Source organism: Xanthomonas sp. WHRI 7064 (assembly GCF_040202355.2).
Lineage (GTDB): Bacteria > Pseudomonadota > Gammaproteobacteria > Xanthomonadales > Xanthomonadaceae > Xanthomonas > Xanthomonas arboricola.
The window spans coordinates 2,112,014-2,135,042 of record NZ_CP167821.1; the positions used below are offsets into that span (position 1 = coordinate 2,112,014).

The following is a 23,029-nucleotide window of genomic DNA, read 5'->3' on the forward strand; positions in this document are numbered from 1 at the left end:
CGCTCCTTCCCCTGCACGCCGTTACCTGCGTCCGCTGCTGCTGTCCGCGCTGACGCTGGCCCTGGCGGCGTGCCAATCCGGCGAGCAGGACGACAAAGCCAAACCGGCCGCAGTGGCACCGACTGCCGGTAGCGCAGCGACCGCGCCTGCCACGGCAGCGGCGCCGGCTGCGCAGACACCGATGCCGCAGTTCGTCAGCAAGGACGGCAAACACGCATTGATGGTCGATGGTGCGCCATTCCTGATCCTGGGCGCGCAGGTCAACAACTCCAGCAACTATCCCGGCGTGATGGACAAGGTGTGGCCGGCGATGCAGGTGCTGGGCCCCAATACCGTGCAGGTGCCGATTGCCTGGGAGCAGGTCGAGCCGGAAGAAGGCAAGTTCGATTTCTCCTTCGTCGATACGCTGCTCACGCAGGCGCGCGAGCACAAGGTGCGGCTGGTGCTGCTGTGGTTTGCGACCTGGAAGAACAACGGCCCGGCGTATGCGCCGCACTGGGTCAAGACCGACAACCAGCGCTTCCCGCGCGTGGTGACGCGCGAGGGCAAGGCGATCGGGTCGCTGTCGCCGCATGCGCAGGCCACCCTGGATGCCGACCGCAAGGCCTTCGTGGCCTTCATGCAGCACCTGAAGCAGGTCGATCCGCAGCACACCGTGATCATGATCCAGCCCGAGAACGAGCCGGGCACTTACGGCAGCGTGCGCGACTTCTCGCCGATGGCGCAGCAGCTGTTCGACGGCCCGGTGCCGGAAGAGCTGCTCAAGCGCCTGAACAAGCAGCTGGGCAGCTGGGCACAGGTGTTCGGTGCCGATGCGGACGAGATCTTCCATGCCTGGTCGATCGGTCGCTACATCGACCAGGTGGCCGAAGCCGGCAAGGCCGAATACCCGCTGCCGATGTACGTCAACGCCGCACTGCGTGGCCCGTTCAATCCCGGCCAGCCCGGCCAGTACGCCAGCGGCGGCCCCACCGACAACGTGCTGGATGTGTGGAAGGCCGCCGGCCCGCATATCGACCTGCTGGCGCCGGACATCTACATGCCCGAGTACCGTACCTACACCACGGTACTGGAGCGCTACGCCCGCCCGGACAATGCGCTGTTCGTCGCCGAAACCGGCAACCGCCCGGAATACGCGCGCTATCTGTTCCCCGCGCTGGGCCACGACGGCATCGGCTGGTCGGCGTTCGGCATGGACTACACGCGTTATTCCAACTATCCGCTGGGCGCCAAGCACGTCAACGCAGAAACCCTGGCCCCGTTTGCGCTGGGGTTCGAGCTGGTCAAGCGCGGCATGCGTCCGTTTGCCAAGGCCGCGTCCGAAGGCAAGCTCCACGGCACGGCCGAAGAACCCGGCCAGGCGGTGCAGGAGCTGCAGCTCAACGAGCGTTGGGGCGCCACCATCACCTACGGCGTGCCGCAGTTCTGGTTCCAGGGCAAGCCGCCGGGCAACCCCGAGCCGATCGGCGCGGCCTTGATCGCCGAGCTCGGCCCTGACGAGTTCCTGGTCACCGGCTACCACGTGCGCGTGACCCTGCATCCGGCCAGCGAGGCGACCGCCAACATGCTTTACGACCGCGTCGAGGAAGGCGTGTACGACGGCAGCGACTGGAAGTTCGAGCGCAACTGGAACGGCGACCAGACCGATTACGGCGTCAATTTTTCCAGCGCACCGCAGCTGCTGAAGATCAAGCTGGCCACCTACAAGTAAGCCTGCACGGCCGCCTGCTGCGCAGCCAGATCGCTGCGCAGCAGGCCGTCTTTCAGGTCGAACGCAATGAACCCATGCGTTGCCGCCCCCGCGGCAGCGTTTCGTAATTCCAAGGGAGTGAACATGCAAACCATCAACCGTTCCGCCGGCCATGCGCCTGCCACCCGACGTACACCGCTTGCGCAGTGCCTGGCGTTGTCGCTGGCCTTGCTGGCCAATGCCGCGCACGCGCAGGAAGTGCGCAAGGCCGCCGATGGCGTCACCGTGGTGCCGAGCGCCAAGGGCGCCGCACCGGTGCGTCTGCAGGTGGTCGATGCCGGCATCATCCGCGTCAGTGCCGACCCGGACGGCGACTTCGCGCGCAGCCCCAGCCTGATGCGCGTGCCGGTGCAGGGCGATGGCAACTTCCAGCTGGCCGAGCAGGGCGACAGCGTGCAGCTGAAGACCGGCAAGGTCACCGCCACCGTGTCCACCGTCGATGGTCATGTCAGCTTCGCCGATGCCAATGGCAAGCCGGTGTTGTCGGAGGTTGCCGGCGGGCGCAGCTTTGCGCCGCTGAAAGTGGAGGGCAAGCAGTACCTGAGCGTGCGTCAGCGCTTCCAGTCGCCCGACGACGAAGCGCTGTACGGCTTCGGCCAGCACCAGCAGGGCTGGATGAACCAGAAGGGCCGCAACATCGAGTTGCAGCAGAACAATATCGACATGGCGGTGCCGTACCTGGTGTCCAGCCGCAACTACGGCCTGCTGTGGGACAACAACTCGATCAGCCGCCTGGGCGACCCGCGCGGCCTGCAGCCGCTGCCCAAGACGTTGAAGTTGTATGACGCCAAGGGCAAGGCCGGTGCGCTGACCGCGCGTTATGCGATCAACGGCAAGCAGATCGTCGAGCGTCGCGAGAGCGAGGTGAACTACCAGTATCTCAGCGACCTGACCAAGTATCCGAAGAAGGCGATCACCAAGGACAAGGACAGCCGCATGCAGGTCACCTGGGAGGGCGAGATCGAAGCGCTCACCGGTGGCGAGCACACCTTCTCGCTGTATTCGAGCGAGTACGCCAAGCTGTACGTGGACGGCAAGCTGGTCGTCGATCGCTGGCGCCAGAACTGGAATCCGTGGAATCACGAGTTCAAGCTGGATCTGGAGCCGGGCACGCGCCACACCGTCAAGGTCGAATGGGACCTGATCGACCCCAGCTACATCGCGCTGCTGCACCGCGACCCGCTGCCGGCCGCCGAAGCGAAGGACCTGTCGCTGTGGTCCGAAGCCGGCCAGATGATCGACTACTACTTCGTCTCGGCCGATTCCTACGATCAGGCCGTGGCCGGCTACCGCGAGCTGACCGGCAAGTCGGTGATGCTGCCCAAGTGGGCCTACGGCTTCTGGCAGAGCCGCGAGCGCTACAAGAGCCAGGACGAGTTGGTCGGCGCAGTAGCCGAATACCGCAAGCGCAAGCTGTCGCTGGACAACATCGTGCTCGATTGGTCGTACTGGCCCGAGAACGCCTGGGGCTCGCACGATTTCGATCCGCAGCACTTCCCCGATCCGGACGGCATGGTCAAGGCGGTGCACGACATGCATGCGCAGATCATGATTTCGATCTGGCCCAAGTTCTATCCCACCACCGCCAACTACAAGGAACTGGACGCGGCCGGTTTCATGTTCAAGCGCAACGTGGAAGTGGGTGAGCTGGACTGGATCGGCAAGGGCTACAAGAACTCGTTCTACGATCCGTATTCGGAAAAGGCGCAGGCGATCTACTGGCGCCAGGTCAACGAAAAGCTCAACAGCAAGGGCTTCGATGCGTGGTGGATGGACGCCGACGAACCGGACGTGCATTCCAACCTGGACATCGGCGAGCGCAAGGCGCGCACCACGCCAAACGCGCTGGGCTCGTCCACCGAATACTTCAATTCCTACCCGCTGCCGCACACCCATGGCGTGTACGTGGGCGACCGTGCGGCCGACGACAAGCGCGTGTTCATCCTCTCGCGCAAGGGCTATGCCGGCACCCAGCGCAATGCGGTGGCAGTGTGGAGCGGCGACATCGTCTCGCGCTGGGACGACATGCGTGACCAGATCTCCGGTGGCGTCAACATGGCGCTGTCGGGCCTGCCCAACTGGACCTTCGACATCGGCGGCTTTGCGGTGGAGAAACGCTACGAGAACCAGGACCCGGCGCACCTGCCGGAATGGCGCGAACTCAACACGCGCTGGTTCCAGTTCGGCGCATTCGTGCCGATCTTCCGCTCGCACGGTCAGTTCCCGTACCGCGAGATCTGGAACATTGCCCCGGAAGGCACGCCGTTCTACGACAGCATGGCGTACTACAACCGCCTGCGTTACGCGCTGCTGCCGTACATCTACAGCCTGGCCGGCGACACCTATCAGCGCGATGGCGTGATCATGCGCGGCATGATGATGGACTTCCCGAACGACCCCAAGGTCCGCGACATCAACGACCAGTACCTGTTCGGCCCGGCCTTCCTGGTCGCACCGGTGACCCGCTTCGGCGTCACCTCGCGTCAGGTCTATCTGCCGGCCGGCAGCAGCTGGCTGGATTTCGCCACCGGCAAGCGCTACGAAGGCGGCCAGAGCATCGAAGCGGCCGCGCCGATCGAGCGCATGCCGTTGTTCGTGCGCGCCGGTTCCATCGTGCCGACCGGCCCGGTGCAGGAATACGTGGATCAGAAGCCGGATGCGCCGCTCACCGTGGTGGTCTACACCGGTGCCGACGGCCAGTTCTCGCTGTATGAGGACGACGGCAAGGGCTATGGCTACGAGAAGGGCGAGTTCAGCCGCATTCCGCTGAGCTGGAACCAGGCCAAGGGCGAGCTGAGCATCGGCAAGCGCGAAGGCAGCTGGACCGGCATGCAGGCCAAGCGCACCGTCAATGTGCGCTTTGTCGACGGCCCGCGCGAGGACGCCGGTGCGCTGGAGCCCAGGACCGATGCCAGCATCCAGTACGACGGTAATCCGGTCAGCGTGTTGCAGCGCAAGATTGCGTCCGGCAAAGCGCGTCGTCGATGATCGCAACTCGTTGTCAGTCAGTGAGTGCGCAGATGCCGGATCGCCGCAAGGCTAGGGCGTGCAGGTCCGGTCATGCAGCACGGTGGTGCACGTGCTGACCCGCAGGGAAGTCTGCAAGGCAACCGGTGCCGCACTCGCGGCGCTGGGCGCTGCGCCGGCTGCGTCCGCCATTGCTGCGCCGGTCAAGGCTGCCGGCGAGCAATCGTTGCCTGCCGTTGCTGCGGGCGATGCCTTGCAGCTGTGGTACCGCGAACCGGCCAACGAGTGGGTGCAGGCGCTGCCGGTCGGCAACGGCCGGCTGGGCGCGATGGTGTGGGGCGGTATTGCCCACGAGCGCCTGCAACTCAACGAGGACACGCTGTACGCAGGTGGCCCGTACGATGCCACCAGCCCCGACGCGCTGGCGGCCTTGCCACAGGTGCGCGCGCTCGTGTTTGCCGGGCGCTATGCCGAAGCCGAAACCCTGGCCGACGCAAAGATGCTCTCGCGTCCGCTCAAGCAGATGCCGTATCAACCGCTGGGCGATCTGTTGCTGGATTTCGATCGTGCCGACGGCATCAGCGAGTACCGCCGCCAGCTCGATCTGGATACCGGCGTGGCCACCACCACGTTCCGCTCCGGCGGTGCTGTGCACAAGCGCGAAGTGTTCGTGTCGGCGCAGTCGCAATGCATCGTGGTGCGCCTGTCCTGCGATCGGCCACGCGCGATTTCCCTGCGCGTGGGCATCGACAGCCCGCAGACCGGCGCGGTCACGGTGGAGCAGGGCGGGCTGCTGTTCAGCGGCCGCAACGGCAGCTTCGCCGGCATCGACGGCAAGCTGCGTTTTGCCTTGCGCGTGCTGCCGCAGGTCAAGGGCGGCACGCTCAGCGGGCTACGCGACCGCCTGCGCATCGACGCCGCCGATGAAGTGGTGCTGCTGCTCACCGCTGCCACCAGCTACCAACGCTTTGATGCAGTCGATGGCGATCCGCTGGCATTGACCGCAGCAAGCACGCAGAAGGCGGGAAAGCTGGACTACGCCGCATTGCTGCGTGCGCATCTGGCCGATCACCAGCGGCTGTTCCGGCGCGTGGCGATCGATCTCGGCACCAGCGAGGCGGCGGCACTGCCTACCGACGAGCGCGTGCAGCGTTTTGCGCAGGGCAACGACCCGGCGCTGGCCGCGCTGTATCACCAGTTCGGCCGTTACCTGCTGATCTGCAGCTCGCGGCCCGGCACCCAGCCGGCCAATCTGCAGGGCATCTGGAACGACCTGATGCAGCCGCCGTGGGAAAGCAAGTACACCATCAACATCAACACCGAGATGAACTACTGGCCCAGCGAGGCCAACGCGCTGCACGAGTGCGTCGAACCGCTGGAATCCATGTTGTTCGATCTGGCCAAAACTGGCGCGCACACCGCACGTGCGATGTACGACGCACCCGGCTGGGTGGTGCACAACAACACCGATTTGTGGCGCCAGGCCGGGCCGATCGATGGCGCCAAGTGGAGCCTGTGGCCGATGGGCGGCGTCTGGCTGCTGCAGCAGTTGTGGGACCGCTGGGATTACGGCCGCGACCGCGCGTATCTGGGCAAGATCTATCCCTTGTTCAAGGGCGCAGCGGAGTTCTTCGTCGCCACGCTGGTAAAGGATCCGCAGACCGGCGCGATGGTGACCAACCCGTCGATCTCGCCGGAAAACCAGCATCCGTTCAACGCCGCGCTGTGTGCCGGCCCCACCATGGATGCGCAGCTGCTGCGCGATCTGTTCGCCCAATGCATCGCGATGAGCAAGCTGCTCAAGGTCGACGACGCCTTCGCGCAACAGCTGAGCACGCTGCGCGAGCAATTGCCGCCCAACCGCATCGGCAAGGCGGGGCAATTGCAGGAGTGGCAACAGGACTGGGACATGCAGGCGCCGGAGATCCATCACCGCCATGTCTCGCATCTGTATGCCTTGCATCCTTCGAGCCAGATCAATCTGCGCGATACGCCCGAGCTTGCCGCCGCGGCCAAGCGCACGCTGGAAACGCGCGGCGACAACACCACCGGCTGGGGCATCGGCTGGCGGCTGAATCTGTGGGCACGGCTGGCCGATGGCGAGCATGCCTACCGCATCCTGCAACTGCTGATCTCGCCCGAGCGCACCTACCCAAATCTGTTCGACGCACATCCGCCGTTCCAGATCGACGGCAACTTCGGCGGCACCGCCGGCATCACCGAAATGCTGCTGCAAAGCTGGGGCGGCAGCGTGTTCCTGCTGCCTGCCTTGCCCAAGGCATGGCCGCGCGGCAGTGTGCGTGGCTTGCGCGTGCGCGGTGGTGCCAGCGTGGACCTGCACTGGGACGGCGGCCGCCTGCAGCAGGCACGCGTGCACAGCGAGCGGGGCGGGCGCTATCAACTGTCTTACGCAGGGCAGACCCTGGACCTGGAACTGGGTGCCGGGCGCACCCGGCTGGTGGGCCTCAACAACAACCGATTGGTGACGCAATGAGCTTGTACGTAGGACTGGATGTGGGCACGCAGAGCGTCAAGCTGGTGGCCTACGATCCGCAGGAGCGCGCCGTGGTCGCCACGATCGCCGCGCCGATGGAACTGATCAGCCGCGACGACGGCACCCGCGAGCAACAGGCGCAGTGGTGGATCGACGGCATCGTGCATTGCTTCGCGCAGCTCGATGGCGAGCAGCGTGCGCAGGTGCGTGGCATCTCGGTCTCCGGCCAGCAGCACGGCTTTGTGCCGGTGGCCGCCGATGGCAGCGTCACCGCACCGGTGAAGCTGTGGTGCGATACCAGCACCGCACTGGAATGCGAGGAAATCATGGATGCGGTGGGCGGCGCCGCAGGCAGCGTGGCCACCGCCGGCAACCCGATCATGGCCGGCTACACCGCCTCCAAGCTGCCGTGGACGCGCAAGCATCGCCCCGAGGCGTATGCGGCGATGACCACGGTGATGCTGCCGCACGACTACGTGAACTTCTGGCTCACCGGCGAGCGCTTTGCCGAAGTCGGCGATGCTTCCGGCACCGGCTGGCTGGACGTGCGCACGCGGCAGTGGTCCGAGCGCATGCTCGGCGCGGTGGACGCACAACGCGACCTGCGCGAGGCACTGCCGCCGCTGGTGGAGACCGGCGCAGTCTATGCCTTGTCCGACGCCGCCGCCGATGCCTTGAATCTGCCGGCCGGCGTGCGTGTCACCACCGGCGGCGGCGACAACATGATGGCCGCCATCGGCACCGGCAACGTGGTGCCGGGGCGCCTGACCATGAGCCTGGGTACCTCGGGCACCTTGTTCGCCTACGCCGATCACCCGGTAGTGGACGACGAGGCACGCTGGGCCGCGTTCTGCTCGTCCAGCGGCGGCTGGCTGCCGCTGATCTGCACCATGAATTGCACCGTCGCCACCGAGGCGGTGATGCGCATGTTCTCGATCACCCGCGAGCAGACCGACGCCTTGATCGCGAGCACCACGCCCGGCGCCGATGGGCTGGTGCTGCTGCCGTTCTTCAACGGCGAGCGCACCCCGGACTTGCCGGCCGCCCGCGGCTGCCTGTTCGGCATGGACCTGCACAACACCACCCCGGCACATTTCTACCGCGCCGCGATGGAAGGGGCGACCTATAGCCTGCGCAACGGCTTCGATGCGTTCGTTGCGGCGGGTCTGCAGTTCGACACCATCCTGCTCACCGGCGGCGGCAGCAAGAGCGCGCAATGGCGGCAGATGGTGGCCGATATCTTCAACCTGCAGGTCGTGGTGCCGACCCAGCCCGAAGGCGCTGCCTTCGGTGCCGCGTTGCAGGCCTTGTGGGCCTGCGATCGCGATGACGGCGGTACGCACGCGTTGTCGGATGTGGTGCTGGAGCATCTGCAGGTGGACGACAGCCTGTCGGCGCGCCCGGATCCGCAGCGCGTGGCCCAGTATCAGCAGCACTACCAGCACTTCCTCAAGCACCTGCATGTGGTCAGCCCGCTCTACGCCGGCTGATTGACACGCTTTCTACAACTCCCCCAGCAGCAAGGACATTCCACCCCATGAGCAACACCGTCTACATCGGCGCCAAGGAATATTTCCCCGGTATCGGCAAGATCGGCTTCGAAGGCCGCGACTCGGACAACCCGCTGGCGTTCAAGGTCTACGACGCCAACAAGCAGGTCGGCGACAAGACCATGGCCGAGCATCTGCGCTTTGCCGTGGCCTACTGGCACAGCTTCTGCGGCAACGGCGCCGATCCGTTCGGCCCGGGCACGCGTGCGTACCCGTGGGATATCGGCAACACCGCGTTGAATCGCGCCGAAGCCAAGGCCGATGCCGCGTTCGAGTTCTTCACCAAGCTCGGCGTGCCGTACTACTGCTTCCACGACATCGATCTGTCGCCCGATGCCGACGACATCGGTGAGTACCAGAGCAACCTCAAGCACATGGTCGGTATCGCCAAGCAGCGCCAGGCCGATACCGGCGTCAAGCTGCTGTGGGGCACTGCCAACCTGTTCTCGCACCCGCGTTACATGAACGGTGCGTCGACCAACCCGGACTTCAACGTGGTGGCGCGTGCGGCGGTGCAGGTCAAGGCCGCGATCGATGCCACCGTCGAGCTGGGCGGCGAGAACTACGTGTTCTGGGGTGGCCGCGAGGGCTATGCCTGCCTGCACAACACCCAGATGAAGCGCGAGCAGGACAACATGGCGCGCTTCTTGACCCTGGCACGCGACTACGGCCGCGCGATCGGCTTCACCGGCAACTTCCTGATCGAGCCCAAGCCGATGGAGCCGATGAAGCACCAGTACGACTTCGACAGCGCCACGGTGATCGGCTTCCTGCGCCAGCACGGCCTGGACCAGGACTTCAAGCTCAACATCGAAGCCAACCACGCCACCTTGTCGGGCCATAGCTTCGAGCACGACCTGCAGGTGGCATCCGATGCCGGCCTGCTCGGCAGCATCGATGCCAACCGCGGCAACCCGCAGAACGGCTGGGATACCGACCAGTTCCCGACCGACCTGTACGACACCGTCGGCGCGATGCTGGTGGTGCTGCGCCAGGGCGGGCTGGCACCGGGTGGGCTGAACTTCGATGCCAAGGTACGCCGCGAGTCGTCCGACCCGCAGGATCTGTTCCTGGCGCATATCGGCGGCATGGACGCGTTCGCACGCGGGCTGGAAGTGGCCAATGCGCTGCTGACCTCCTCGCCGCTGGAGCAGTGGCGCGCCGAGCGCTACGCCAGCTTCGACAGCGGTGCAGGCGCGGATTTCGCCAACGGCAGCAGCACGCTGGTGGATCTGGCCAAGTACGCGGCCGGCAACGAACCCAAGCAGCTCAGCGGCCGTCAGGAAGCCTACGAGAACCTGATCAACCAGTATCTGACGCGTTGATGTCCCGTGGCCGGCGGCGCACTGCGCGTCGCCGGCCGATGTCGGCCGCCCCCGTGGCCGCTCCCTTGCATGCTTCCAGGTGAATCCATGTCCAGTGTCTCCGTAAACGGCGCCCCCGATGCCGGTGAGAACACCCGTTTTATCGTCCTGATCAGTTGCGTAGCCACGATCGGCGGTTTTTTGTTCGGTTTCGATAGCGGTGTGATCAACGGCACCGTCGACGGCCTGAAGCAGACCTTCAATTCCAGCGCCGCCGAGACCGGGTTCGAAGTCGCCTCGATGCTGCTGGGCTGCGCCATCGGCGCCTTCTTTGCCGGCCGTCTGGCCGACCGCTGGGGCCGCCGCGCGGTCCTGATCATTTCGGCGGCACTGTTCCTGCTCTCGGCCATTGGCGCCGGTGCCTCGCACAGTTCTGGCTTCTTCATCTTCGCTCGCGTGATGGGCGGCTTTGCGGTGGGCGCTGCCAGCGTCATCTCGCCGGCCTACATCGCCGAGGTCGCCTCCGCGCGCTATCGCGGCCGGCTCGCCACGATGCAGCAGATCGCCATCATCAGCGGACTGTTCTGCGCATTCCTGAGCAACTACCTGCTGGCCAACGCGGCCGGTGCCTCCACCGAGCCGCTATGGGCCGGGCAGGCCGCCTGGCGCTGGATGTTCTGGATGCAGGCGGTTCCCTCGCTGCTGTTCCTGTTGCTGTTGCTGGTCATCCCGGAAAGTCCGCGCTACCTGGTGGTCAAGGGCCGCCGCGAGCAGGCGCTGGTGGTGCTGAAGCGGCTGTACGGCAACGCCGCCGCGCAGACCAAGCTGGCCGAAATCTCGGCCTCGATGTGGGCCGACCAGCACAAGCCCAAGTTCTCCGACCTCATCAACAAGGCCACCGGCAAAATCCGCCCGATCGTCTGGATCGGCGTGGGCCTGGCGGTGTTCCAGCAACTGGTCGGCATCAATGTGGTGTTCTATTACGGCGCGGTGCTGTGGCAGGCGGTGGGCTTTTCCGAGCAGGACGCACTGCTGATCAACGTGCTCTCCGGCGGCCTGAGCATTGGCGCCTGCCTGGTCACGGTGATGCTGGTCGACAAGATCGGCCGCAAGCCGTTGCTGTGGATCGGCTCGGCCGGCATGGCGGTCTCGCTGGCCCTGGTGACCTATGCCTTTGCGACCGCTTCGCTGGACCCCAACGGCAAGCTCGCCATGTCCGATGCCATGGGCATGCTCGCGCTGGTGGCCGCCAACGTCTACGTGGTGTTCTTCAATGCCTCGTGGGGCCCGGTGATGTGGGTGATGCTGGGCGAGATGTTCCCGAACCAGATCCGCGGCTCGGGCCTGGCCATTGCCGGCGCCGCGCAGTGGACCTCCAACTTCGCCATCACCGTCAGCTTCCCGATCCTGCTCGGCAGCATCGGCCTGGCCGGCGCATACGGCATCTACACCGTCGCCGCCTTCATCTCGGTGTTCTTCGTGCTCAAGTACGTCTACGAGACCAAGGGCAAGGAGCTGGAGCAGATGGAGGGCTGATCTCCCCGTTATGCTGATAGCGGCATGGAAGACGAACAAGGCCGCGCACTGCGCGGCCTTGTTCGTTGACGGTCTCGCCGGGATCTTGCCGATGTCTCGCATACCTGCGGGCGCCTCAATCGCGCTGGCTGTCATCGTTGGGCTGGATTGGGTGCGTGCGTCGTCTCGTGACTGCCGGCAGCTCTGACCTGTGCTGTGTCAGGCGGCCTGATTCCCGCGTGGCCCAACGCACCAGCAAAGTGCAATGCGCGTCTTCAACGGCGATAACCGCCTGCAAGGGCACCGGCTCTTTTTGCAAATTGTGCGCCACCGCTATACTCCACCAGGCAGTTTCCCTCCAGACTAGGGCGAATCGTGGAACCAAGGAGTGGTGGTATGGCAGTAGCTAAAGAGCTTGTCAGAGGCATGCTGATCAGCGTGTGCTACTGCCTGGTGTTTCTGATGCTTTGGCGCTTGTCGATCGAACAATGGTATCTGCCGGTTGGTTTGCGCGTAGTCGCCTTGCTCTTTCGGCCTTATCGCGAGTGGCCTTTTCTGTTGGCAGGTGACGCTGCGGCGATGTTGTTCTTGCGTATTCCGCTAGGCGAGTTACAGGGCTTCAATCCGTTATGGTCATATCTGAGTCCCTTCATTCATGCGCCTTTGATTGCTGGGGCGATTGGCCTGCTTCGATACCAAGTTCCTCATATTGTTAAAAGCCAGCACTGGTTTATTCCTGCTGCTCTTGCGATAGCTCTCTGGAACGCTATATGCAGTCTGTTAATAAACGCGACCCTCGGTGGACCGCAGGCTGACCCTGCACTAGACCTGATAGTGCTCTATTGGTCAGGTAGCTATCTGGGCATGCTGGTCTTGCTTCTTCCTGCGATGTTATGGGCGAACTGGAATGACGGTCCTGTACGCCCGAGTCTCCAGCGAGATCTCGGAATCGCGGTGGCTTTTATCCTCGGTCTGTTCTTCTTATTAGGGGTCTCGCAGGAACCATTGACTCGAAGCATCTTGATGGTTGCGATGCTCGTGCCAATGGTCGTGTTGACTTTCAGGCAGGGGTGGAGAGGCAGTGCTCTAGGGTCACTATTGGCAAGCTTCGCAATTGAGTTCTCGCTTCCTCGGGTGTATCAGATCGGGTTTTTTGATCAACAAGTCTTTAGTATCCAGTTGCTCTATGCGGTCACGACGACAGCTCTTTTTGTTTTCAATGCTCGTCTGCGCAAGCCTGCCCGCGATCAGGTTTCGAACCAGCCAAGAGATGATGCCTTCACACTAGCCCGAGCAAGCTATTCCAGTGCTGAGCGCATGCTGCGCAATCGGGTGCTCGAATACTCTGACATCAATGTTCAGATCAACAAGATGCGCAAAGATGTGGTGGCTGATTTGAGGGGCAGAGGGCAGCATTCTGCAGCAATGGAGATGACGCGGGTTGGTGTCCTTGAGTCGCAATTGCTTCAGCAGTATGTCGCCGCGCTGTATCCGTTGGAAATCGAGACGCATGGGCTGTATCAGGCTCTGCGTTCGTCAGCACTCGAACGCTTCTGCCAATCTCAGTTTCAATGCGTGTTTCGCGGTGACTGCAGGAAGCTGTCATTGGAGCTCCAATTGAGTGCTTATCGCAGTACGCTCAATTGTGTGGAGATCTTGCCGCCGGCTAGTCGGCACTTCATCCAGGCTCGTGCTTGGACAGGGAGAGGGGCTAAGGGCGTGTTGGTGCGCGTGATTGCGGATTCGTCGTCAGCTGAGGCGGCCAAGAGCGACTCGGTCGATGTGGAGGCTGAACTGAAGGCGCGCTTGAAAGCGCATGGCGGCATGTTTCGCCGCCGCCATGCGTTTGTTCTGACCTTTCTGGTTGCCGAGCCAGTCTCCGTTGCAGTCAGGGGGAGACTATCCAGTGTTCCCCAGTTGCTTCCCGCCAGTTGAATACCGTGAAGTTTTTTGTTTTGTAGACAAGTCGTGCTTGATCACGCTGAGTTGAATCAAACATTGGCGGATTGTTTGAACTCGTGCTTGCCGAAATCCTGTTTGCCGCCGGCAGCACGACGCGTTCTACATCCTTGCCCATTGGCAAGGTCCAGAGTGCGTTGTCGACTCGTGCTACCACTGCGTGGACCACTCCAGTTACATCGTTGATCTGGAGATATGTCACTCCATCGCGATGGAGTTCATAAATGGCAAGCGACGGATCCATCGTTAGGTTGGCTGCCTTGGGATTGCTGTCGCCAAGTCCTGTCATTGCATGTACGCCGACGCCACCATTGGCACAGCATTGAGCCATTGCCATGCCTGACGACAGCATTCCAGCAACGACGCAAAAAGCCATAAGCCAATCTTTTGCGTTCTTCATGATTTTGCCTTCCCCCTGCATGGGGCAACTCCGCCTGCGATTCAGGCGCTTATACGTTACGTGTTGAATGGCAGATTTTGTTGATTGTTTGTCGCAGAAAATCGCTGCGGCATACCGTTTGCCGATCAGCGAGGAACAGTCAACCGCATCCGCTGTTACCTGGACCTATCCGGTCAGGCGTGATGTGCAGTGCTGGAGCGCGCGCGCTATTTAGCGGCTCGGCTCGAGTTCGCCACCGGCACGTTCAAACCATCCAATCACTCGCCGGTGATGAGGTTCGCCCCAACGACGCAAGAACTGCTGGGTGTGGTGGTCGCCGAGGTCGCGCAGGCTGGCGAGTCGTTGGACGATGAAAGGGGCGGTCAGTGGCTGGGCGCAGTCGACTTCGATGCAGTGGCGCCAGGCGGTATAGCTGTCGGGGATGACGGTCGACATCGTGGTGCTCTTCGGCAAGAGTGAACGTGAGGGCGTTGGCGGGCCGCGGCGGGCTTGCTTTTGCGCGATCAGTGTTACTTTATAACACTTAATTCCATCGTTCGTCTGGTAACGCCGTGTCGCGTCCCTTACCGCAGAGTGTTGTTTGCCTGGTCACCATGCCGAACCTTCCATGCTCGAAGCGGCGCGGTGGCCGCGTCGATCCAGCGGGGTGGGCCCGATGAGGCGGCGGCAGGTGCTGCATGCCGTCGGCGCAGCCCTGGTGCTGTCGCCGCGCCTGGTCCACGCGCAGCCGCTGCCGATGCTGCGCAGCTGCAATCTGCAGCGTCAGGATGCGGGGCTGCGACTTCGACTCGCATTGAACGCGCAGGTCGCCTACCACAGCTTCAGCCTGTCCAATCCAGCGCGCTTGGTCATCGACCTGCCGGGCGTTTCGACACAGCCACCGCAGATCGATCCATTGCCTGACGGTCTCGCGGTCGTTGCCATCCGCAGCGGCCCGCACGGCGATGGGCTGCGCGTGGTGCTCGATCTGGCGCAGCCGCTGACAGCTACGGCGCGCTGGGAGGATGGTGCACTGGTGGTCGATCTTGCTGCTGTGTCCGGCACTGCGTCGTTGTCTGCGGCCGATCCGACCGAGCCGACCGTTGCGGCGGCTGCGCCCACGCGCTCCCGCCTGCATCCCTACGTGGTCGCCATCGACGCCGGTCACGGCGGCAAGGATCCCGGCGCGGTCAGTGCCGATGCGCGCTACGAGAAGCATGTGGCCATGGCGGTCGCGGGGCGGCTGCACCAGCGCCTGGCGGCCGATCCGCGTTACCGGCCGACCATGATCCGCAGCGACGATCGCTTCGTGGCGTTGCACGAGCGGGTGTTGATCGCCCATCGCCGCAATGCCGATCTGTTCGTGTCCATCCATGCCGATGCTGCGCCCAGCAGCCAGGCGCGCGGCGCATCGGTGTTTGCCCTGTCGCAGAACGGCGCCAGCTCTGCATTGGCGCGCTGGATCGCCGACAGCGAAAACGCCGCCGACGACATGGGCGACAGCGCGCGCCGCTTGCGCGTGCCCAGCAACCCGGTGCTGTCGCAGGTGCTGGCCGACCTGTCGCTGAGCGGCACCATCGCCAGCAGCGTGGCGTTCGGCAAGTTGATGCTCGGGCGGCTGCAGCAGGTGACGCGGCTGCATCAGGACCAGGTCGGGCAGGCCGGCTTTGCCGTGTTGAAGTCGCCGGACATTCCGTCGCTGCTGGTGGAAACCGGCTTCATGAGCAATCGCGACGATTGCCGGCGATTGTGCGGCGATACACATCAGGACGAACTGGCGCACACGCTGCATGCCGGTATCGACGATTACTTCCAGATGTTTCCCGGTCGCGCCTGAGGCGCGATTGCCCTCATCTCCTTCTACGAGCTTTCGATGTCCGCCACGCTTCCCGATGTTGCCGTTACCGAACCTTCCCCACTGAGCGCGCCGCTGCGCTGGGTCGGCATGCAGGACATCGCCGTGCCGCTGCGCCTGGCCGATGCCGGGCCCAGCGGCAGCGTGGCCGCGCGTGCCAGCGTGCAGGTGGATCTGCCGCGCCCGGAACTCAAGGGCATCCACATGTCGCGCTTGTACCGCCTGCTGGATCGGCATCTGGAGCAGCCGGTGTCGCCAGCGATGGTGTCGCAGCTGCTGCAGGCGCTGATCGACAGTCATGCCGATTGCGGCAGCCGTGCGGCGCGGCTGGCGCTGAACTTCGAGTTGATGCTGCGGATGCCGGCGCTGCGCAGCGAAGGGCTGAGCGGTTGGCGCGCCTATCCGGTGCGCATCGATGCGCAATCCAGGGCAGGCCGCACCGAGATCCAGTTGCAGGTCGATGTGCTGTACGCCTCCACCTGTCCCTGTTCGGCGGCCTTGTCGCGCCAGTTGCTGAGCGATGCGTTTTTGCAGCAGCACCAAGGGCGCGATGCGTTACCGGTCGCAGAGGTTGCGCAATGGCTGCAACACAGCGGTTCGTACGCCACGCCGCATAGCCAGCGCAGCGTGGCGCAGGTGCGCGTGGAGCTGAGCGAATGCATGCAGCGCTTCGACATTCGCGAACTGGTAGGCCTGTGCGAACAGGCACTGGCGACGCCGGTACAGGCGGCGGTACGGCGCATCGACGAGCAGGCGTTTGCCCGCTTGAATGGCGCCAACCTGATGTATGTCGAAGATGCCGCGCGGCGGTTGCGCAAGGTGCTGGCCGAGCGGCATGCCGTCTTCCATGTGGCAGTGCGCCACCTGGAAAGTCTGCATGCCCATGACGCCATTGCCGAAACCGACAGCGATGCCGGCGCGTTTCATCCATTGGCTGAGTGAGGAAATGCCATGCAGTGCAAACATCCATGTCGATCTGCCGTTGCTGCGTGCAAGTGCAAGGTCGATCGCACGCTGCGGCGATGCGGACGCGCTGTCGCGCAGGCCTATGTGTTGATCGGGCCGTACATGATTTTCGTAGTGGGGTGATCGGCAAGAGCCACGCCCATGCACCCACCCCAGGGTGCACCACGTGCAGCCGCAGGACTGAAGTGCGCGATCGACGGCAAGGCGCAACCCGCAGCGCCCGGCGCCGTAACCGGCCTCAGCCAATCGGCACATCTCAGCACATTGGCTCGATGGCGTTGCCATGGAAGCTGCGCTTGTCTGACCGGTGCGGGATCAATGCGCGTCCACCCGACCAGCGGCAACCACCCTGGCCCAATAACGCAAAAACCCCGCAATGCGGGGTCTTGGCGTGTTCTGCAGTCAGACGACGGTGGTGCTCCCTAGGGGACTCGAACCCCTGTTTTAGCCTTGAGAGGGCCACGTCCTAACCATTAGACGAAGGGAGCGTTTGGTGCGTCTTGTGCAGCGCGCTAGTATAGTGCGCTAAAACCCGTTGGGCAATCCTGCAACACAAGACGGAAGCGCCATCATCGAACCCTCAGTTACATCTCCGTTCACGCTGCGCGTCATCCCACGCGATCAGCACACCATCTCGCGCAAGGACATCAGCCCCAACGCGCTGCGCGTGCTGTACCGCCTACGCGAATCGGGCTTTGGTGCCTACTTGGTCGGCGGCGCCGTCCGCGACCTGCTGGTCGGCGGCCATCCCAAGGATTTCGACGTGGCCACCAGCGCCACGCCGGAAGAAGTCAAAGCGCTGTTCCGCAACTGTCGCCTGATCGGCCGCCGCTTTCGCCTGGCGCATGTGGTGTTCGGCCGCGAGATCATCGAAGTGGCCACGTTCCGCGCCAACATCGACGATGGCAGCGGCGACCGCGAACTGGATAACGGCCGGCTGGTGCGCGACAACGTCTACGGCACCATCGAAGACGATGCGATCCGTCGCGACTTCACCTGCAACGCGCTGTACTACGCGATCGAGGATTTCTCGGTACGCGACTACTGCGGCGGCTTCGAGGACGTGCAGGCACGCCTGATGAAGCTGATCGGCGACCCGGAACTGCGCTACCAGGAAGATCCGGTGCGCATGCTGCGCGCGGTGCGTCTGGCGGCCAAGCTGAACTTCGATATCGAAGCCGGCACCGCAGAACCCATCCCGCGCCTGGCCGGTCTGTTGTCCGAGGCCGCGCCGGCGCGCTTGTTCGAAGAGATCCTCAAGCTGTTCCTGTCCGGGCATGGCGTGGCCAGTTTTGAGGGGCTGGAGCGTTACGGCCTGCTCGGTGCGCTGTTCCCGGAGAGTGCGGCCGCATTGCGCTCCAACCGCAGTGGCGCATTGCGCGCCATGGTGCTGGAAGGCCTGCGCAATACCGATGCGCGCGTGGCCAACGACGAGCCGGTGTCGCCGGCGTTCCTGTTCGCCCTGCTGCTCTGGCCGGCGTTCTGCCGCACCCTGATGGGCCTGCAGGCGCAGGGCGTGCAGCCGGAAGACGCGCAGCGTCGCGCCGCCGACCGGGTCACCCTGCATCAGCTCGAGCGCGTGGCGCTGCCGCGCCGTTTCTCGCTGCCGATGCAGGAAATCTGGCTGCTGCAGACGCGCTTCTCCTCGCGTCAGCGCAAGCGCGTGTTCCGCACCTTGTCGCATCCGCGTTTCCGCGCCGCGTTCGATTTCCTGGTGTTGCGCCAGTTCGCCTCGGCCGATCACGCCGCCGATGTGGAGTTCTGGCGCGAGGCGCAGAAGTCCTCCGGCCAGGAACTGGTCGATGCGATCGAAACCGCGCAGGCCGATCACGAAGGCGAGGAAGGTGCACCGCGCAAGCGGCGGCGCCGCCGCCGTCGCACCGGCGCACCGGCAGGCGAGTAGGGCGTGCAGACCGCCTTTGTCGGCCTGGGCGCCAACCTGGGCCCGGCCGAGGCCAGCGTGCGCGCGGCCATCTTCGCACTGGGCGAGCTACCGCAATCCACCCTGATTGCCGCCTCGCGCCTGTACCGCACGCCGGCCTGGGGCCGCGAAGACCAGCCCGATTTCATCAATGCGGTGGCGCAGCTGCGCACCGCGCTGGCGCCGCTGGAATTGCTGGAGGCCTTGCTCAGCATCGAGCAGGCCTTCGGCCGGCAGCGTATCGACGGCGAGCGCTGGGGCCCGCGCACGCTGGACCTGGATCTGCTGCTGTACGCCGATCAGTTGATCGACCTGCCACGCCTGCAGGTCCCGCACCCGCATCTGCAGGCGCGCGCTTTTGCGCTGCTGCCGCTGTCCGAGCTCGCTCCGGAGGCGATCATTCCGGGCCATGGAACAGTGCGACACGCCCTGCAGGCCATCGATGTCTGCGGGCTGGAGCCGATTGGGTAGATAATGGCCGGCTTATCACCCCACGTAATGACTTCATGAGCAGCCATACCGACAGCAAGCCCTGGACCGTGCCCGCCTTGGCGCAGGCCAAGCGCGAGGGTCGAAAACTGGTCATGTTGACCGCCTACGACGCCGGCTTTGCGCGGACTTTCGATGCCAACGGCGTGGACCTGATCCTGGTCGGCGATTCGCTGGGCATGGTGGTGCAGGGGCACGATTCCACCTTGCCGGTGACCACCGCCGACATGGTCTACCACACCGCCGCAGTGGCAAGGGTGCTGGAGCGGGCGTTGCTGGTGGCCGATCTGTCGTTCCAGGCCGATGCCACGCCGGCGCGCGCACTGGACGCTGCCACCCAACTGCTGCAGGCCGGCGCGGAGATGGTCAAGATCGAGGGCGCCGGGCACAAGCTCGAGGTGATCCGCTATCTGGTCGAGCGCGAGATCCCGGTCTGCTCGCATCTGGGGCTGACCCCGCAATCGGTGCTGCGTTTTGGCGGTTACACGGTGCAGGGGCGCGGCGAAGCCGGCGAACAGTTGCGCCGCGACGCGCAGGCCGTGGTCGATGCCGGTGCCAGCCTGGTCGTGCTGGAATGCGTGCCCACGCCGATCGCCACCCAGATCAGCGCCGCGCTCGGCGTGCCCACCATCGGCATCGGCGCCGGCCCCGGCTGCGATGGCCAGGTGCTGGTGATGCACGACATGCTGGGCCTGGACAGCGGCCACCGCCGTCCCAAGTTCGTCAAGGATTTCCTCGCCGAAGGTGGCTCGGTGGCGGGCGCGGTGCGTGCTTACGCGCAGGCCGTGCGCGACGGCAGCTTCCCCGACGCAGCGCACGCGTACGCCGCATGATCCAGACCCTGACCGATCTTTCCACCCTGCGCGCACTGGTCACCGGCTGGAAGCGCGAGGGCCTGCGCGTGGCGCTGGTGCCGACCATGGGCAACCTGCATGCCGGCCACTATTCGCTGGTGATGCTGGCGCGCCAGTACGCCGACCGCGTGGTGTCGAGCGTGTTCGTCAACCCGACCCAGTTCGGCCCTAATGAAGACTTCGCGCGTTACCCGCGCACGCCCGAGGCCGACCTGCGCGGCCTGGAAGACGCCGGTTGCGATGCACTGTGGCTGCCGGACGTGGACACCATGTATCCGCTCGGCACCGCACTGGCCACGCCGATCCACGCGCCGGGCGTCAGCGACGTGCTGGAAGGTGTGTGCCGGCCGGGGCATTTCGACGGCGTGTGCACGGTGGTGGCGCGGCTGTTCAACCAGGTGCAGCCGGACGTGGCCGCGTTCGGCAAGAAGGACTACCAGCAGCTGGCGGTGATCCGCCAGATGGTGGCCGACCTGGCGTTTCCGATCGAGATCCTGGGCGGCAGCATCGTGCGCGAGGCCGACGGCCTGGCGATGAGCTCGCGCAACCAGTATCTGACCGACGACGAGCGCCCGCGCTCGACCCAGATCCGCAAGGTGCTGCTGCAGATGCGCGACAGCTACGCCGCCGGTACGCCGCGTGCGCAGGTCGAGGACGCCGCCACCCAGGCGCTGGAACAGGCCGGTTTCCGCGTCGATTACGCGGTGGTGCGGCTGCCCGACCTGAGCGAGCCGGGCGATAGCCATGCCGGCGCGCGCGTGGCCTTGATCGCCGCCCGTCTGGGCAGCACGCGGCTGATCGACAACCTGGAATTCTGAGCGGTCTGATGCCGCTGCAAGTGCTGCGTCAGGCCGTGACCGGCGACACCCGCTGTCCGGCGCACAGGCGCGTTTGTCCAGTGCCGGCCTGAAGCCCTCACCACCGGTTGCGCGGCAGGCCGGTGGACACCGGCGCTTTCCGCTAAAATGCCGGCTTTCCTTTGCCGTTGCCCGTCATGCACCTGTCCCTGCTGAAAGCCAAGATCCACCGCGCCACCGTCACCCATTCCGAGCTCAATTACGAAGGCTCGATCGCCATCGACGGCCTGCTGCTGGAAGCCACCGGCATCCGTGAGTTCGAACAGGTGCATATCTGGGACGTCACCAACGGTGCGCGTTTCAGCACCTATGCCATCCGTGCCGACGAAGGCAGCGGCATCATTTCGCTCAACGGCGGCGCCGCGCGTCACGTGCAGGTCGGTGACCTGATCATCGTGGCCGCCTTTGCCAGCATGAGCGAAGCCGAAGCCGAGACCTTCAAGCCCAATCTGGTATATGTGGACGGCAGCAACACGATCACCCACACCAACCACAGCATCCCCACGCAGGCCGCATGACACACACCAACGGATTCGACGCGCTTCACGCCCACGCCCAGCGCCTGCGCGGCGCTGCCATCCCCGCATTGCTTGCCGCCGAGCCGCAACGGCCGACGCAATACGCCAGGCAGGTCGGTCCGTTGTATTTCAATTTCGCGCGGCAGAAGTACGACCGCGCCGCGCTGGATGCCTTGTTCGCCATCGCGCGCGAGCGTGACCTGGCCGGCGCGTTCCAGCGCCTGTTCCGCGGCGAGCAGGTAAATGTCACCGAACAGCGCGCTGCGTTGCACACCGCATTGCGCGGCGACCTGACCGATGCGCCGGTGGCCTCCGAAGCGTATGCCACCGCCGCGGAAGTCCGCCAACGCATGGGCGCGCTGATCCAGCAGCTGGAAGCCACCGACGTCACCGATATCGTCAGCGTGGGCATCGGCGGCTCGGACCTGGGGCCGCGGCTGGTGGCCGATGCCTTGCGTGCGCCGTCGGGTGCGCGTTTCCGCGTGCATTTCGTCTCCAACGTCGATGGCGCGGCGATGCAGCGCACGCTGGCCACGCTGGACCCAGCACACACCGCCGGCATCCTGATTTCCAAGACCTTCGGTACCCAGGAAACGCTGCTCAACGGCAGCATCCTGCACGCCTGGCTGGGCGGCAGCGAGCGCCTGTATGCGGTGAGTGCCAATCCCGAGCGCGCCGCCAAGGCCTTCGACATCGCACCGAGCCGCGTGCTGCCGATGTGGGATTGGGTCGGTGGGCGTTATTCGCTGTGGTCGGCGGTGGGTTTCCCGATCGCGCTGGCGATCGGCTTCGAACGTTTCGAACAATTGCTGGAAGGTGCTGCGCAGTTCGACGCGCATGTGCTCGACACGCCACTGGAAGAAAACGTCGCCGTGCTGCACGGCTTGACTGCGGTGTGGAACCGCAACCTGCTCGGCAGCGCCACGCATGCGGTGATGACCTACGACCAGCGCCTGGCCCTGCTGCCGGCCTACCTGCAGCAACTGGTGATGGAAAGCCTGGGCAAGCGGGTCAAGCTCGACGGTTCTGCAGTGGACAGCGACACCGTGTCGGTGTGGTGGGGCGGTGCGGGTACCGATGTGCAGCACAGCTTCTTCCAGGCGCTGCATCAGGGCACCAGCGTGGTGCCGGCCGATTTCATCGGCACCGTGCACAACGACGATCCGTATGCGGAAAACCACGTCGCGCTGATGGCCAACGTGCTGGCGCAGACCGAAGCGCTGGCCAACGGCCAGGACAGCAGCGATCCGCACCGCAGCTATCCGGGCGGCCGCCCGAGCACGGTGATCCTGCTCGATGCGCTGACCCCGCAGGCGCTGGGTGCGCTGATCTCGATGTACGAGCACAGCGTCTACGTGCAGTCGGTGATGTGGGGCATCAACGCGTTCGACCAGTTCGGCGTGGAGCTGGGCAAGCAGCTGGCCAGCCAGTTGCTGCCCGCGCTGAAGGGCGAGTCGGCCGACGTGGCCGACCCGGTGACGCGCGAGCTGCTGGCCAAGTTGCGCGGCTGAGCCTGTCGCGCATCGATGGGTGTCAGACGACGGGGCCTGCGGGCCCCGTTTCGTTTCTGGAGCACCTGCCTGGCGATAAATTTGGACTAAATGGCCAAATTTCCCAAAATGGGACGTTGGGAGTAGGCTGAAGCCACCAC

18 protein-coding genes and 1 tRNA gene are annotated in these 23,029 nt (G+C 64.8%); 15 read left to right on the plus strand and 4 right to left on the minus strand.

What is annotated here, in order from left to right:
• The first annotated feature begins 40 nt into the window (after positions 1-40).
• A complete protein-coding gene (gene galD / locus ABQY74_RS09230) occupies positions 41-1,711 on the plus strand; it encodes a GH35 family beta-galactosidase GalD (protein ID WP_349794347.1) in 1,671 nt (556 codons plus the stop codon).
• On the opposite strand, the gene ABQY74_RS09235 is transcribed toward galD, so the two are convergent.
• The gene (locus ABQY74_RS09235; RefSeq protein WP_349794254.1) at positions 1,702-1,836 is read right to left on the minus strand and encodes a hypothetical protein; all 135 of its coding nucleotides are present in this window, start codon (positions 1,834-1,836) and stop codon (positions 1,702-1,704) included. The genes galD and ABQY74_RS09235 overlap by 10 nt on opposite strands.
• On the opposite strand from ABQY74_RS09235, the gene ABQY74_RS09240 reads away from it, so the two are divergent.
• From ABQY74_RS09240 to ABQY74_RS09265, 6 genes are all read left to right on the plus strand, one after another.
• Complete coding sequence (locus ABQY74_RS09240) at positions 1,835-4,738, plus strand: TIM-barrel domain-containing protein (protein WP_349794252.1); 2,904 nt, start codon at positions 1,835-1,837, stop codon at positions 4,736-4,738. The genes ABQY74_RS09235 and ABQY74_RS09240 overlap by 2 nt on opposite strands.
• A 91-nt stretch (positions 4,739-4,829) precedes the next feature.
• Positions 4,830-7,211: a glycoside hydrolase family 95 protein gene (locus tag ABQY74_RS09245; protein ID WP_349794250.1), complete on the plus strand. Its 2,382-nt coding sequence runs from the start codon at positions 4,830-4,832 to the stop codon at positions 7,209-7,211.
• The gene (xylB, locus tag ABQY74_RS09250) at positions 7,208-8,701 is read left to right on the plus strand and encodes a xylulokinase (RefSeq protein ID WP_016903224.1); all 1,494 of its coding nucleotides are present in this window, start codon (positions 7,208-7,210) and stop codon (positions 8,699-8,701) included. Before ABQY74_RS09245 ends, xylB begins: the two co-directional genes overlap by 4 nt.
• Before the next feature lie 47 nt (positions 8,702-8,748).
• Complete coding sequence (gene xylA, locus ABQY74_RS09255) at positions 8,749-10,086, plus strand: xylose isomerase (RefSeq protein ID WP_054591108.1); 1,338 nt, start codon at positions 8,749-8,751, stop codon at positions 10,084-10,086.
• Between the two features lie 87 nt (positions 10,087-10,173).
• Positions 10,174-11,601, plus strand: coding sequence for a sugar porter family MFS transporter (locus ABQY74_RS09260; protein ID WP_349794634.1), 1,428 nt, complete (start codon positions 10,174-10,176; stop codon positions 11,599-11,601).
• Positions 11,602-11,976: 375 nt separating this feature from the next.
• Positions 11,977-13,515 carry an MASE1 domain-containing protein gene (locus tag ABQY74_RS09265; protein ID WP_349794632.1) on the plus strand — a complete coding sequence of 513 codons (1,539 nt, stop codon included), beginning with the start codon at positions 11,977-11,979 and terminating at the stop codon, positions 13,513-13,515.
• On the opposite strand, the gene ABQY74_RS09270 is transcribed toward ABQY74_RS09265, so the two are convergent.
• Complete coding sequence (locus tag ABQY74_RS09270; RefSeq protein ID WP_167704011.1) at positions 13,469-13,960, minus strand: hypothetical protein; 492 nt, start codon at positions 13,958-13,960, stop codon at positions 13,469-13,471. The genes ABQY74_RS09265 and ABQY74_RS09270 overlap by 47 nt on opposite strands.
• A 189-nt stretch (positions 13,961-14,149) precedes the next feature.
• Positions 14,150-14,374: a hypothetical protein gene (locus ABQY74_RS09275; protein ID WP_349794630.1), complete on the minus strand. Its 225-nt coding sequence runs from the start codon at positions 14,372-14,374 to the stop codon at positions 14,150-14,152.
• A gap of 220 nt (positions 14,375-14,594) precedes the next feature.
• Between ABQY74_RS09275 and ABQY74_RS09280 the strand changes: the two genes are divergently transcribed.
• Together ABQY74_RS09280 and folE2 are read left to right on the plus strand one after the other, a co-directional pair.
• Positions 14,595-15,755: an N-acetylmuramoyl-L-alanine amidase gene (locus tag ABQY74_RS09280; protein ID WP_349794628.1), complete on the plus strand. Its 1,161-nt coding sequence runs from the start codon at positions 14,595-14,597 to the stop codon at positions 15,753-15,755.
• 36 nt (positions 15,756-15,791) lie between these two features.
• Positions 15,792-16,715 carry a GTP cyclohydrolase FolE2 gene (gene folE2 / locus ABQY74_RS09285; protein WP_349794625.1) on the plus strand — a complete coding sequence of 308 codons (924 nt, stop codon included), beginning with the start codon at positions 15,792-15,794 and terminating at the stop codon, positions 16,713-16,715.
• A 437-nt stretch (positions 16,716-17,152) separates the two neighbouring features.
• Here the strand turns inward: folE2 and ABQY74_RS09290 are convergent.
• A tRNA-Glu gene (locus ABQY74_RS09290) sits at positions 17,153-17,227 on the minus strand.
• A gap of 47 nt (positions 17,228-17,274) precedes the next feature.
• On the opposite strand from ABQY74_RS09290, the gene pcnB reads away from it, so the two are divergent.
• The 6 genes from pcnB (at position 17,275) to pgi (ending at position 22,889) form a co-directional block, all read left to right on the plus strand.
• Complete coding sequence (gene pcnB, locus ABQY74_RS09295; RefSeq protein ID WP_024939771.1) at positions 17,275-18,642, plus strand: polynucleotide adenylyltransferase PcnB; 1,368 nt, start codon at positions 17,275-17,277, stop codon at positions 18,640-18,642.
• Positions 18,643-18,645: 3 nt separating this feature from the next.
• The gene (gene folK / locus ABQY74_RS09300; RefSeq protein WP_349794621.1) at positions 18,646-19,131 is read left to right on the plus strand and encodes a 2-amino-4-hydroxy-6-hydroxymethyldihydropteridine diphosphokinase; all 486 of its coding nucleotides are present in this window, start codon (positions 18,646-18,648) and stop codon (positions 19,129-19,131) included.
• Positions 19,132-19,166: 35 nt separating this feature from the next.
• Positions 19,167-19,982, plus strand: coding sequence for a 3-methyl-2-oxobutanoate hydroxymethyltransferase (panB, locus tag ABQY74_RS09305; RefSeq protein ID WP_349794620.1), 816 nt, complete (start codon positions 19,167-19,169; stop codon positions 19,980-19,982).
• Positions 19,979-20,821: a pantoate--beta-alanine ligase gene (gene panC, locus ABQY74_RS09310; RefSeq protein WP_053054587.1), complete on the plus strand. Its 843-nt coding sequence runs from the start codon at positions 19,979-19,981 to the stop codon at positions 20,819-20,821. Before panB ends, panC begins: the two co-directional genes overlap by 4 nt.
• 176 nt (positions 20,822-20,997) lie before the next feature.
• Positions 20,998-21,378, plus strand: coding sequence for an aspartate 1-decarboxylase (panD, locus tag ABQY74_RS09315; RefSeq protein ID WP_024939767.1), 381 nt, complete (start codon positions 20,998-21,000; stop codon positions 21,376-21,378).
• The gene (pgi, locus tag ABQY74_RS09320; protein WP_065048970.1) at positions 21,375-22,889 is read left to right on the plus strand and encodes a glucose-6-phosphate isomerase; all 1,515 of its coding nucleotides are present in this window, start codon (positions 21,375-21,377) and stop codon (positions 22,887-22,889) included. Before panD ends, pgi begins: the two co-directional genes overlap by 4 nt.
• The last annotated feature ends 140 nt before the right edge of the window (positions 22,890-23,029 follow it).

What these genes read in the sequence shown, in the direction of transcription:
- panC (WP_053054587.1), top strand. Translation starts at nt 19,979, where the DNA reads ATGATCCAGACCCTGACCGATCTTTCCACCCTGCGCGCACTGGTCACC.
- ABQY74_RS09265 (WP_349794632.1), top strand. Translation starts at nt 11,977, where the DNA reads ATGGCAGTAGCTAAAGAGCTTGTCAGAGGCATGCTGATCAGCGTGTGC.
- ABQY74_RS09235 (WP_349794254.1), bottom strand. Translation starts at nt 1,836, where the DNA reads ATGTTCACTCCCTTGGAATTACGAAACGCTGCCGCGGGGGCGGCAACG.
- ABQY74_RS09270 (WP_167704011.1), bottom strand. Translation starts at nt 13,960, where the DNA reads ATGCAGGGGGAAGGCAAAATCATGAAGAACGCAAAAGATTGGCTTATG.
- folE2 (WP_349794625.1), top strand. Translation starts at nt 15,792, where the DNA reads ATGTCCGCCACGCTTCCCGATGTTGCCGTTACCGAACCTTCCCCACTG.
- ABQY74_RS09240 (WP_349794252.1), top strand. Translation starts at nt 1,835, where the DNA reads ATGCAAACCATCAACCGTTCCGCCGGCCATGCGCCTGCCACCCGACGT.
- pgi (WP_065048970.1), top strand. Translation starts at nt 21,375, where the DNA reads ATGACACACACCAACGGATTCGACGCGCTTCACGCCCACGCCCAGCGC.
- xylA (WP_054591108.1), top strand. Translation starts at nt 8,749, where the DNA reads ATGAGCAACACCGTCTACATCGGCGCCAAGGAATATTTCCCCGGTATC.
- xylB (WP_016903224.1), top strand. Translation starts at nt 7,208, where the DNA reads ATGAGCTTGTACGTAGGACTGGATGTGGGCACGCAGAGCGTCAAGCTG.
- panB (WP_349794620.1), top strand. Translation starts at nt 19,167, where the DNA reads ATGAGCAGCCATACCGACAGCAAGCCCTGGACCGTGCCCGCCTTGGCG.
- ABQY74_RS09260 (WP_349794634.1), top strand. Translation starts at nt 10,174, where the DNA reads ATGTCCAGTGTCTCCGTAAACGGCGCCCCCGATGCCGGTGAGAACACC.
- panD (WP_024939767.1), top strand. Translation starts at nt 20,998, where the DNA reads ATGCACCTGTCCCTGCTGAAAGCCAAGATCCACCGCGCCACCGTCACC.
- ABQY74_RS09280 (WP_349794628.1), top strand. Translation starts at nt 14,595, where the DNA reads ATGAGGCGGCGGCAGGTGCTGCATGCCGTCGGCGCAGCCCTGGTGCTG.
- ABQY74_RS09275 (WP_349794630.1), bottom strand. Translation starts at nt 14,374, where the DNA reads ATGTCGACCGTCATCCCCGACAGCTATACCGCCTGGCGCCACTGCATC.